The following is an 11933-nucleotide window of genomic DNA, read 5'->3' as shown; positions in this document are numbered from 1 at the left end:
GTTAAAATAAAAAACTGCAAACCAATTGTTATATATTCCGTAACAATTGGTTTGCAGTTCGTGGAACAGTCCATCATTTGTATTGATTCATTCTTTCATGGTTTGTTTTAGATAAAGTTGGAATAGAAATAGTGAAAGTTGTACCGGCTGGATTACTAGTCATTTTTAATGTACCGTTATGATTTTGAATAATTTTCTTCGTTACTGATAGGCCCAGTCCTGTTCCTGAATCTTTTGTTGAGAAGAATGGGTCAAAGATATATTCTTGAATAGCTGGAGGAATACCAGTTCCGTTATCTGTGAAAGTAATCCGAACAAAGTTATCTAGGCGATAACTAGTGATTTGAATAGAAAGAGGTTTTTCGCCTTGAGCATCAACAGCGTTTTGAAATAGGTTTAAAAACACTTGAACAAGTTCATGGCGATCAATATGGACTAAAATATCATCTAATTCATTAGAAAAATTATAATCAATTGAAATGTTATGCAAGAAGACCTCACTTGCTAGTAGCTGTTGAATATATTCACGTAAAAATGTATTAATGGGAAACGGTTCTCTTTTAAATTCGCGTGTTTTCGATATAGATAAAAATTTTGTAATAATACTATTTGCACGATCTAATTCAGGAATAAGTAAGTTTTTAAATAATTCTTTATTTGATGGAGACACGCTCTCTTGTAAAAATTGTAAGTATCCCCGTACTGTTGTAAGAGGGTTGCGTACTTCATGTGCAATCCCGGCGGCGATTCGTCCTGCTAATGAAAATTTCTCTGCATCACGTTCTGTGTTTAAATAATGAAAAACGCTAATAACTCTAAAAATTTCTCCATTATAATCGCGAATAATTCGATTATTAATAATGCCATAGTTTTTGTCTAAAACCTCTTCATTATATATTTCGATTCCTGTTTTTAAGGTTTCAATAGCTTTAATTTTTTCTTCAGGTAAGTTAAGCAATTGTTGAATTGGCTTTCTAATTATTTCGTTTCGTATTACACCAAAATCATCTGCAGCAGCTTGATTACATAATGTAATATTCCCTGTATTATCAATAAAGGTTACATGATGTGAAAAAGCATCAAAAATATGAACAAAGTGTTTTTCAAGTTGTTCAAATAAAAATAATGAATCGCGAGTAAGTTGAAAATCAGCTTCTTTATTCTCTTTTCGTATGCTTTGAATAAAATGGTTCGTTCTTGTTTTCTTTATTTGCAAACCAATAAGTGGATTTTTATATGTGAAATGATGCGGCAATTGATTCACAAGTTCTTCATAAAAACGTACTTTATTTTCTAGTTCTTCTATTCGTTTTTCATGAGATAAAATATCATCGGTTGGAAGCATAAATAAATAACCCCTCAATTTAAAAATTCTTCCATTTAGTATATCATATTTTTATACAGATACTCTTAAAGAAAGAGCTACTTAATGAATTTGATTAGCCAAGATGATTGGGAAGCCAGTGGAATGAATATCAGATGAAAGTTGAAAAGGAGGAATATGATTGTTTTTCATTGGAGTGACAGGTTGGGGAGATCATGATTCTTTATATATAGATCCCTATGAAAATAAAAATAAATTACGAACATATAGTGAACATTTTCCTATTGTCGAAGTGGATAGTTCATTTTATGCGATGCAACCGGCACGAAATTATACAAAATGGGCGATGGAAACACCGAAAGACTTTTCTTTTGTCGTAAAAGCGTATCAAGGAATGACAGGGCATATGAAGGGAGAAACTCCTTTTTCGACGTTTGATGAGATGTTTGATGTGTATAAACAATCGATTCTTCCTTTAATAGAAGCGAATAAATTAAAAATGATTTTATTTCAATATCCACCATGGTTTGATTGCAAAAAGAAAAATGTAGATTTCCTTCGATATACGAAAGACAAAATGGAGGGTTTGCCGTGTGCTATAGAGTTTCGAAATCAAACATGGTTTTATCCAAAAATGAGAGATAAAACGCTACAATTTTTAGAGAAGGAAAAATGGATTCATACAATTTGTGATGAACCGCAAGCGGGACTTGGTTCGGTTCCGCTCGTATTAGAGGCGACGGATTCAAATATAACATTAATTCGCTTTCATGGTCGAAATATTCATGGCTGGCTGGATAAAGGAGAAAATTGGAGGGCGGTTCGCTGTTTATATCGCTACAATAATAAAGAATTGGAAGAATGGGCAGAACGACTAGAGCAATTAAAAAAGAAGTCAAAGGACATATACGTATTATTTAATAATAATTCGGGCGGGGATGCAGCGGATAATGCGAAACAACTTATGAAAATAATGAACATTACATATGGTGAGCCCAAGCCTGAGCAATTAAATTTATTTGAACGATGATAAACAAGAAAGGCACTGTACAAACAGGGGGAATGTACAGTGCCTTTCTATATGAAAAAGAGGGGTAACAATGTTACTGAGCGTTTGGTTGATTCAATTGTTGGCTTCGTAATAAATGATAATGGTTATCATTATCATTGTCAATGGTTTTTCGGAAAATATGTAAAAAATTTTTTATATTTATTTTTTGAAAAGAAAAAAGAACAGCGATTAATGCTGTTCTTTTCCATTGACGAATTGTTGTAAATCAAAAGGAGTTATCGCTTGGATAAATTCTTTTGAGATAAGTGTTTGAACAAGAGTGCTCTCAGAAATGCTAGCACCTGTTTTCTTTTCATAAGCTTGTTTTAATAAATCGAGTTTTTCAGCCGTTTCTTGCGGTAATTCAATTGTTAATGTGTTCATAATTTCTCCCCCTTACTATTAGAGTACCACTACAGTATAGGAGAGACAAGAAAAGAGAATATGAAACAAAAAAAAGGTTACCAAATTTACAAATGGTAACCTTTTTTTTGTATAAGAGTTATTAAGCAATACCGATATACTTTAAAGTTTTTGATGGAGTACTGTGATCAAAGAAGTGTTGTAAAAATGCAATATCAACACCTGATTTGTATGCACAATAGCCCCAAGTTTTTCGAAGTGTATGTGAGCTAATCCCTTCTAATCCAACTTCTTTTGCAGCTTTGTTTAAAATGTACCATGCATGTTGTCTCGTAATAGACTTTGTTCCTTTTTGAGACTTTAATAATGGTTCATTACGTTTCCAAGTTTTACGTTCTTTCATGTAGTCTTCGATTGCGTGCTGTAAGTCTTCATTTACAGCAAACCATTTATGTTTCTTTACTTTTTCATTGTAAAATAAAATGGAATGGCGAACATTTTCGTTTTCATCGATTACATCACTAACTTTTAATTGTAAGATTTCACTTACTTTTAAGCCAGAATTTACAGCTAATACGAATAATAAGCCATCACGTTTCGAAGATTGTAAAAGTATATTTTTGATAGTTTCTAATTGTTTTTCATTTTGAATAGGTTGTCCTGCTTGTTTCATTTCACGCACTCTCCTCTTTTATATGTGTAAAGGAAAGGATTAACTTGTTTCTTACTATAAAGGGAGAGTGTGAATTTCATGTGAACTCCTAGTGAAATTAAGACAAATTATTTGACTTCTTTCACTTTTTGTAAATTAAAATAAAATACAACGCTATTAGTGGTATTATACACACCGTATTCGGCGCGATGGAGATCTAAAATGTTTTTCACAATGGATAACCCAAGGCCAGTACCTCCAGTATGACGGCTACGAGAAGCGTCTAAACGGTAGAAGCGATCCCAAATTTTTTCAAGGCTTTCTTCTGGAATAGGATTGCCTGTGTTTTCAATTTCGATTTTTACTGTATCTTCCGTTTCTACAACAGAGACGTGTATTTTTTCACCATCTGGAGTATATCGAATTGCATTGCTAAGTAAGTTTACAACGACTTGCTCAATACGGCTACGATTTGCTTTAACAAATAGAGAAGAGTCAGCATGGATGTCCACTTGTAAATGTTTTTCCTCCATACTAAATAATAATTTTGTATAGACTTGTTGAATTAATTCACCGATCGAGAATGTTGACATTTCTAGTTTGTACGTACCTGATTCTAGTTTTGCTAATTCTAACATTTCAACAATGAGCCTGTTCATATTATCTGTCTCTTCCAAAATAACATTTGTATAATATGTCGTATCTTTACTTACGCCATCTTGAATACCTTCAGCGAAGCTACGAATAACACTAAGTGGTGTTTTTAATTCATGAGATACACCAGAAATGAATTCTTTTCTGGTTTTTTCTAATTGACGTTCGCGTTCAATATCTTGTTGTAATTTTGTATTGGCAACATTTAATCGGTCGATTCGATCTTTTAAATTTACAGAGAGTGTATTAATACTACTTGATAACCCGCCAATTTCATCGTCTGCTGTAACAGGTAACTTCTCGCTAAAATCAAAGTTGGCCATTTTTTTTGTAACGCGATTTATCTTAATTAATGGTTTAACAATGATTTTTGAGTAGTAGAAGGATAACAAAATAATAACGAGAAACACGATAATTAAGGCATAGACATAATAATCTTTTAAAACGAGCATCGCTTCATTAACAGGTTGTAAAGATGCTATCACAAAAGCGTACTCCTTAATTTCTCCGTTTTCCATAATAGGCTTTACAAAGACACTGTTTTTTATATTTTCCCCACTATCTAAAATATACGTGTTTAATTGATTTGAATTAGAAGTACCTTGTCTAATAGTTCTTGCAAAATATTGAACAGCTTGTAATGTTTCAAAATCCTTTGCAAGACGAACCTCAGCCTTGGAAGGAAGCTGTAATTTAGATATTACCCCAGTAAAATGGATTGGAGAACCAGTATTATCATATCGATTTTTAAGTTTATTTTTAGATGGATTACCACTAATGGATTGAAAATCTGAATTGAATTGTTCATTTTCCCATCTAGTATTATTAGTTATTAATTCTTGAGGTGTTATTATATTATTCGGTTGGAGTAGTCCGTCTACATAAATTATTCCATCTTTTTTTAATCCTAAGTTTGCGAATTTATTATATTCTTCTGGTGTTAAAAGATTGTTAAGGGGGATGGAATAGGTTTTATTATTGTTAGGGTTAATCACATCAATGTAAAAACTGTATTCACTTTTAATAATTCCGTTAGAATCTAAAAATTGGATTTCGGCATTTGTTTTATCGTGAAATTCTTGTTTTAATTTTCTAGTTTCCTCAAAGCCTTGGTCGCTTTTCTCGTAATTATCTACGAATTTTTCAAAAGCCGTTTGAACGGTTTTTACTTTCTTATTAATATAGAACTTCTCTAAAAATAGAGATTGTCCAAGGAAAAAAAGGAGAAATATGATTGTAAATAAAGTTGATGTTAATAAAAATAGTTTAAAGACGATGCTTCTGTTCTTCACTGTTTCACCTCGTATGAAAAATACTGTAATATAAATGATTTCTTAATTATAACAAAGGTTACAAAAAAGTAGAGGGGATAAATCTGTCTCTCTCTAAAGTAGTTTTTTATAGAAAGTCACATAAAGAGAAGGTGCAGTGACTGTCGAAGTATTTTAGCATAAAAAAGAACTCGCCAGACGTATGACAAGTTCTTTAATGTACTGTTACTGAATTGCTGCATCTAAAGCGATTTCAATCATTTCGTTAAATGTAGTTTGACGTTCTTCAGATGTTGTTTCTTCACCAGTGAAGATATGGTCGCTTACTGTTAAAACAGATAATGCATTTACACCATATTTAGCTGCTAATGTGTAAAGAGCAGTTGTTTCCATCTCTACTGCTAATACACCGTAATCTCCAAGTTTTTTAACCATGTCCATGCTCTCACGATAAAATACATCTGCTGTTAATACGTTACCAACACGAACGTGTAATCCTTTTTCTGTTCCAGCATCGTAAGCTTTCTTTAAAAGATCAAAGTTTGCAGCAGGAGCAAAATCAAAACCTGGGAATGTTAAGCGGTTCATATTAGAATCTGTACAAGCCGTCATCGCAATAATAACGTCACGTACCTTAACATCTTTTTGAATTGCACCACATGTCCCAACACGAATTAAATTTTTCACTCCGTAGCTTTGAATTAATTCGTTTACATAAATAGAAATAGAGGGAACACCCATGCCTGTACCTTGAACAGATACACGCTTTCCTTTGTAAGTTCCAGTGAAACCTAACATGCCACGCACGTTGTTATAACAAGTAACATCCTCTAAAAATGTTTCAGCAATATATTTTGCACGTAATGGATCACCAGGTAATAGAATAGATTCAGCAATTTCGCCTTGTTTTGCTTCAATATGTACACTCATGAAAAATCCTCCTTATAATGTATTGATAGAAATCAATATCATTTGCATTATACACTACGATTCCTTTCAATTAAAATCTTTTTTATTTGTAATATGTGCAAAAGAGGAGGATTTCATAAATCATAATCTAGAATATATATTTAAGAGGTTTTGCATGGATAAAGACAATAAAAATGGTAGGTGATATTTTGAAAAATCTTGTCATTGGGCTTATTGCACTAGTACTTATTGTGGCAGGAGGATTTTACATAAAAAAATATCAAGAAACTGTAGAAACGACCGGAGATGTTCAAGAAGTGAACTGGGATGTAAAAAATAAAAAGGGAAATGAAAAAGTCGATATTTCGTTTCAATTGCTAAATAAAATGAATAATGAAGTTCGTGGTGTGAACGATCAAATTCGAGCAGTGATAGTGGATGGGAATTTGAAAAACATACAACAAACGAAGCCTATATTTGCTGGAAATGGATCGTATAAGCTATCTTCAGATGTAGCAAAAGGTGAAGAGTACACGATATTTTTGTATGAAGATGAAAACAAGTCCGTGGAATCATTTTCTAAGAAAGATTTTGGTGAAGAAAAAAAGGAGAAAAACAAGGACAAGAATAAAAAGAAACTACCTGTCGATACTGTACTTACAAAAAATATAGGAGAGCATCAAGTGTCTCTTTTATTTGGTGCATTACATCCGAATGAGGCAACGACATTAACATTTCAATTTCAAGCGAAAAAGGGAGAAAAGCTGAAATTAAATTCAGGGAGAGGTGAAGTCAACGCTCTATATATCGTTGATGAAACGAGGAAACATCTTTTATATGCCATTCCTGTTGATACGGATGAACAATTACAATATCGTATTACATTTCCAGAAGAAGGAACATATAAAATATGGGGGGATTTCTATATAAATGGTAAGAAGTATGAAAAGGAGTTTAGTATACAAGTGCAAAAACGAAAAAACAGCTAAGTACTTAGCTGTTTTTTCGTTTTCCTATTAATTTTGTTACAGAGAGCATTGTAATTGGTAAAGAATGATTCTTTCGAAATGCTAAATATTTTCCACTCCATGCAGGTTTGTATTTTTCTTTGAAATGTCGTAAACCGCTGAAGCTATATGTGTAACGAACGTTATTAAATATTGCAGCAGCAACTCGTTCAGACCAGAACGATTGCGTTGATAAACCGACATTTGAGAGTGGTGCCATACCAATATTAAAGGAATGGTATTCATTTTCTTTTGCCCAGTGGAATAAGTGGATAAAAATTGCATCCATAATTCCGCTAGGGGCATCTGGATAATAACGCATTAAATCAACAGATAATATGCCACTTTGATATACTGGCATAAAGGTTGTGAATGCAATGATTTTTCCCTCTGCATCAGATAATGTAGCGATAGGGGCACGACTAATATACTCACGATCGAAGTACCCAAGTGAAAATCCTTTCTCTTTTTTTCCGCCGAGCCAAGCATCAGACACTTTCTTTAATTCCTCGTATAATTCGTCTGAGAATGGTGGCTCATGAATAGAGAATGTATAACCTTCTCGTTCAAAACGGTTGAAAGTAGCTCGCATACCAGCACGTTTTTTTCCTGTTATTGTAAAGGTATTTAAATCAACGACAGCCTCTTCGCCAAGTTTAAAGAAGTTGTAGCCGAAATCGTGGTATAAGCTCATCCATTTGCTTTCAATTTGATAGAATACGCAAATATACCCAAATCGATCAGCCTCAGCTAAAAATTCTTGCAACACAGTGCGGTAGGAGGATGGATCACCAATTGGATCACCTAGTACAACAAGACGTTTTCCAGTAATTGAAAAGAGAAGAAGTGCTTTTCCGTCACTACTGAAGAAGAACTGTTTATCTCCTAAAAAACCTAAATGACTAAGTACGTTCCCACCATGTTCATCTAAGAAGTTTTCTAACCTTTTATCATTTGCTGGTTGCCCGGGAAATTGACTACGGTAACGATTGGCAATTAGTGAACCGATAAGTAAAAAAGTAGGAACGAAAAAGGCTGCTGCTAATGCACTTCGTTTAACTTGTGTAATATTTCGAACGACAAAATCAGGTTGGAATGCTTCTTTTGCACCCGCAAATAAAATACCTAAGTTTTTATATAAATATAACGTAAGTAATAAGAAGATAAAAACTTTTACGATGTCAGAAAGAGAGACTTCCATTTTCTCGCGTGCAAATCTTTTACGAAGCATATACAACACAGCAAGTACGATTAATAAAATAAAGGTTTCTTCAATATCAATTCCTTTTAGGGTATTAAAGATTGCTGCTCCAATTAAAGAAACAATCGTCATATAGTAAGAACGCTTTGTTCCATAATATATGCCTCGCGAAAGAATCAGGAGGAGAATACCGAATGTTAATGATAAGCTAAAAGAAAATTGAATAAGGTGCTTTGGAGCTAAAATATGTAAGGCGTGAGCTCGATTTATACTAGTCGGTAAAATTGTTGATAGAATAACCATTAAGCCAGCGAATACGGTTAAAGCGGCGGATGCCCAGGAACCTAATTTTCCTAAAAAATCACGTTGTAAAGTCCAAATTACACCAGTTGTTTCTAATGCAGGTGCAATAAATGGTTTGTCTTCAATTTTTTTTATGGCCGCTCCTGTCATTTCAAATGCTGCAAAAATGAGACCAAGGCAGAATGGTAAGATGTAATAGACAAGTCGATATAATAACATAGCGGGTAGTAATACGCCTGTATCAACTCCGTATTGTCCTAGTCCGGTTAAGAAAACAAGATCAAATGAACCAAGGCCACCAGGGACAAGGCTTACGACACCAGCTAAAGCAGCAATTACATAAACACCTAAAAACTTTTGAAATTCGATATCAATTCCAAACAATATTAAAATGACGTACATAACGATACCAGCCGATATCCACTCGACTAATGAAACTAATGAATATAAAACAGTTGGATTTTTCTCTTCTTCTTCTTCATCATCTTGTCCGTCTGTCTGTTTTGTTTTTCTATTTTTAATTTTAGAAAACCCAATATATATAGGAACGAAAAGAGCAAAGAAGATAAGAACAGGCCATAACCACGGTTTTTCGTGCAGAATAAAACTAGTGTCTAATATTCCAATAAGGCCGAGGAATGACAGAATGGCTAATCCGTTAATAAAAGCGGTTGTCATCCAAGCAATGCTTTTAATAAGTTTCCCATTCTCTTTTATATGTGGGCGATATAGCATTGTACGTACACCGGCACCAACAAGACCACCAAAACCGATAAATCCATTTAAAGTGTTTGCAATCCATGAGATACGGAAAATCTTTTGTACAGGTATATCTGCTTTTAAGTAACGAAGCATAACAAAGTCATAAAAGAACATTGTTGAAACGGCAAATGCACCGAGTGTAATCGCTAAAAATACCCCACCAGTTGGAATGTTTTTAATTGTTTCAATTGCTTCTAAAAAAGAAATGCCAGCTAATTCTTTTTTAGCTTGAAAGAAAACAATTGTTAAGACAACAAATGGGAAGATTATTTTCCCGATTTGTAAGAAACGTTTCCATGAAAACGACATAAATACAACTCTCCTTGTGTAAGAAAACTGAGACAATAATATTATTATGACAAACTTCAAGAAAAATAAAAAGGTAAATTCCTGTATAGGGAAGCTATTTTTTATATAGGTTATATTTAAAAGAATATTTCGTTTATCGGAAAATTAAGTTAATATAAGATAAAAGAAGGAAGAGAGGGGAAGTAGATGATTATAATAGGTTATGCAGGATATGAGTTAGAAAAAGCAAAACCGAATACATCAGAAGATTTTTTTAATAGATCTGAAGTGACATATATATTAAATAATCAAGAGAAAACCTTTTCTGTCTTATATGTTCGATATTTTGAAGAAATTTTACAAGAAATTATCCCTTTTGAAGGAAATCCAGTTTATAAAGTAGAAGAACAAGACGTATATTTACGAGATATTGTAGCGATTGCTTGTTTAGTGAACAATAAAGAGCTACGGACGCAGAAACGCTTGTATCTCAATGAAGTAACAGACTTTCAACGATACTTTGACGAGGGAACAGTGGTGAAAGTACAAGAAATATTAGCTGAATTACATAAAAATAAAAGAGTAGAAATAGCGTAAAACGGCAAAGGAGAGAGAAGCCATGTCTAATTTGATGGTTGAAAATCAAACAGAACAAGTTTCTATATTTTTAGAAGATGTAATTTCCTTGATAACTAATTATGTGAATTATCATACGTTACCTTCTTTATTGGAGGAGACACCAACAGGAAACGAGCAATATTATAAAGGTATATTAGCATCAATAAGAAGACTTCTTGTTTTTTGTGAAGAAGGACTTGATGCATGTTTTGTTTTGTTGAATGGCCAACCATTTCGAAAGACCGCAGCTGAAAAAGTTTTATATAAGATTTACCATCAAGTAATTGCAGAGTTTTTTTCGCCAAAGAATGATCATTGGTATGAAAATAGTCGTTCTGCTTATACAGGGAAAAATTCTATTGTTTTTCAGCAAATCCCTCCTGGATCTATAGAACGAGTGATGAAGGAGTTAGAAGGGAAATTTCAATTGATGCGTGAAGAACTAGAATATTATGAGACAGATTACCAAACAAAAATGTTGCACAAATATTAATTAAGGAAAAGAAGCTAAGGAGACTTAGCTTCTTTTCCTTTTGTACAGTTATATAAGGGATTTTCATTGAATATATTTAAGTGGATAGCAATAAGGAGGTGTAACATGAGTCAGCAAGGTGTATTTACAGATTACTTTCATGAAGTAGAAAGTTGGTGTGAAAGTGTTCTTCACGTATTAGATAGCCGTGCAATGGAAGTGTATGATGTCCATATGCTTGCTTATAAAATTCAAACGTTATTAGAGCGTATGAAAGAGCATGAATACGACACAGATGCCGAGTTTATGTATGAAATAAGTGAGGATGTAGAACATATTCAACACCATTTACAGGAAGTGTTTATGCAAGAAGGAGAGGAATATGAACTATGTGAAAGAGGGGATAGTGAACGAGCTGTTCCGATTGGGGGGCATACCCTTCCGCCATTACCTTATCCATATAACGCGCTAGAACCGTACATTTCACGAGAAATTATGATGTTACACCATGATAAACATCATCGTAGTTACGTGGAAGGATTAAATAAAGCAGAGAAGATGATGGAAGAAGCGAGAAAAACAAATCAATTTGATTTAATTAAGCATTGGGAAAGAGAAGCGGCTTTTCATGGATCAGGTCATTACTTACACACGATATTTTGGAATAATATGAAAAAAGATGGGGGCGGGGGTCCACGAGGGGCATTATCACAAGAAATTGAGAAGGATTTTGGGAGTTACTTACGTTTCCAAAAACATTTTACAGAGGCGGCCTCGAAAGTTGAGGGGTCTGGATGGGCGATCCTTGTATGGGTGCCTCGGTCCGGAAGATTAGAAATTTTGCAAAGCACGCTTCATCAATTGTTTACACAATGGGATACGATACCGCTCCTTGTACTAGATGTATGGGAACATGCGTATTATTTACAATACCAAAATCGAAAAGATGAATATATTAAAAACTGGTGGAATGTTGTAAATTGGCCTGATGTAGAAAAAAGATTTGAAACTGCGAAACAAATTGAATGGACACCATATTAGACGCAAATTCCCTGCGT

The 11933-nt window shown here is 33.6% G+C and carries 11 protein-coding genes; 5 read left to right on the top strand and 6 right to left on the bottom strand.

Annotation, left to right across the window (positions count from 1 at the left end):
• Nucleotides 1-73 precede the first annotated feature (73 nt).
• Nucleotides 74-1345, bottom strand: a complete 1272-nt coding sequence (locus ACFWDE_RS15825) for an ATP-binding protein (protein ID WP_377893284.1) — start codon at nt 1343-1345, stop codon at nt 74-76.
• A gap of 160 nt (nt 1346-1505) precedes the next feature.
• Between ACFWDE_RS15825 and ACFWDE_RS15820 the strand changes: the two genes are divergently transcribed.
• Nucleotides 1506-2354 (top strand): DUF72 domain-containing protein, encoded by an 849-nt coding sequence (locus ACFWDE_RS15820; RefSeq protein ID WP_016094464.1) that lies wholly within the window; start codon nt 1506-1508, stop codon nt 2352-2354.
• Between the two features lie 210 nt (nt 2355-2564).
• Here the strand turns inward: ACFWDE_RS15820 and ACFWDE_RS15815 are convergent, their stop codons facing one another.
• The 4 genes from ACFWDE_RS15815 to deoD form a co-directional block, all read right to left on the bottom strand.
• Nucleotides 2565-2759: a DUF3924 domain-containing protein gene (locus ACFWDE_RS15815; protein WP_016082292.1), complete on the bottom strand. Its 195-nt coding sequence runs from the start codon at nt 2757-2759 to the stop codon at nt 2565-2567.
• A gap of 121 nt (nt 2760-2880) precedes the next feature.
• The gene (locus ACFWDE_RS15810) at nt 2881-3411 is read right to left on the bottom strand and encodes a tyrosine-type recombinase/integrase (RefSeq protein ID WP_000806236.1); all 531 of its coding nucleotides are present in this window, start codon (nt 3409-3411) and stop codon (nt 2881-2883) included.
• A gap of 107 nt (nt 3412-3518) precedes the next feature.
• Complete coding sequence (locus ACFWDE_RS15805; protein WP_242237067.1) at nt 3519-5336, bottom strand: sensor histidine kinase; 1818 nt, start codon at nt 5334-5336, stop codon at nt 3519-3521.
• A 204-nt stretch (nt 5337-5540) separates the two neighbouring features.
• Entirely contained in the window at nt 5541-6245 is a 705-nt protein-coding gene (deoD, locus tag ACFWDE_RS15800) for a purine-nucleoside phosphorylase (protein ID WP_002149423.1), read from the bottom strand.
• A gap of 173 nt (nt 6246-6418) precedes the next feature.
• Here deoD and ACFWDE_RS15795 point away from each other — a divergent pair, with 173 nt between their 5' ends.
• A complete protein-coding gene (locus ACFWDE_RS15795) occupies nt 6419-7213 on the top strand; it encodes a hypothetical protein (protein ID WP_002149422.1) in 795 nt (264 codons plus the stop codon).
• A gap of 4 nt (nt 7214-7217) precedes the next feature.
• Here the strand turns inward: ACFWDE_RS15795 and mprF are convergent, their stop codons facing one another.
• A complete protein-coding gene (mprF, locus tag ACFWDE_RS15790; protein WP_016094461.1) occupies nt 7218-9806 on the bottom strand; it encodes a bifunctional lysylphosphatidylglycerol flippase/synthetase MprF in 2589 nt (862 codons plus the stop codon).
• 186 nt (nt 9807-9992) lie between these two features.
• Between mprF and ACFWDE_RS15785 the strand changes: the two genes are divergently transcribed.
• The 3 genes from ACFWDE_RS15785 (at nt 9993) to ACFWDE_RS15775 (ending at nt 11916) form a co-directional block, all read left to right on the top strand.
• Nucleotides 9993-10382 carry a hypothetical protein gene (locus ACFWDE_RS15785; RefSeq protein WP_002064489.1) on the top strand — a complete coding sequence of 130 codons (390 nt, stop codon included), beginning with the start codon at nt 9993-9995 and terminating at the stop codon, nt 10380-10382.
• Between the two features lie 22 nt (nt 10383-10404).
• Nucleotides 10405-10896 (top strand): YpuI family protein, encoded by a 492-nt coding sequence (locus tag ACFWDE_RS15780; RefSeq protein WP_002158618.1) that lies wholly within the window; start codon nt 10405-10407, stop codon nt 10894-10896.
• A gap of 105 nt (nt 10897-11001) precedes the next feature.
• Complete coding sequence (locus ACFWDE_RS15775; protein ID WP_002064491.1) at nt 11002-11916, top strand: superoxide dismutase; 915 nt, start codon at nt 11002-11004, stop codon at nt 11914-11916.
• Nucleotides 11917-11933 lie beyond the last annotated feature (17 nt).

Origin of the sequence: Bacillus sp. NPDC060175 (genome assembly GCF_042728695.1) — a bacterium.
Classification (GTDB): Bacteria; Bacillota; Bacilli; order Bacillales; family Bacillaceae_G; genus Bacillus_A.
The sequence above is the reverse complement of the archived record's forward strand: the minus strand, read 5'-3'. Positions and strand labels throughout refer to the sequence as shown.

Coding starts and splice junctions, on each gene's coding strand:
- ACFWDE_RS15785 (WP_002064489.1), top strand. CDS start 9,993: ATGATTATAATAGGTTATGCAGGATATGAGTTAGAAAAAGCAAAACCG.
- ACFWDE_RS15825 (WP_377893284.1), bottom strand. CDS start 1,345: ATGCTTCCAACCGATGATATTTTATCTCATGAAAAACGAATAGAAGAA.
- ACFWDE_RS15810 (WP_000806236.1), bottom strand. CDS start 3,411: ATGAAACAAGCAGGACAACCTATTCAAAATGAAAAACAATTAGAAACT.
- ACFWDE_RS15815 (WP_016082292.1), bottom strand. CDS start 2,759: ATGAACACATTAACAATTGAATTACCGCAAGAAACGGCTGAAAAACTC.
- ACFWDE_RS15775 (WP_002064491.1), top strand. CDS start 11,002: ATGAGTCAGCAAGGTGTATTTACAGATTACTTTCATGAAGTAGAAAGT.
- ACFWDE_RS15795 (WP_002149422.1), top strand. CDS start 6,419: ATGGTAGGTGATATTTTGAAAAATCTTGTCATTGGGCTTATTGCACTA.
- deoD (WP_002149423.1), bottom strand. CDS start 6,245: ATGAGTGTACATATTGAAGCAAAACAAGGCGAAATTGCTGAATCTATT.
- ACFWDE_RS15780 (WP_002158618.1), top strand. CDS start 10,405: ATGTCTAATTTGATGGTTGAAAATCAAACAGAACAAGTTTCTATATTT.
- mprF (WP_016094461.1), bottom strand. CDS start 9,806: ATGTCGTTTTCATGGAAACGTTTCTTACAAATCGGGAAAATAATCTTC.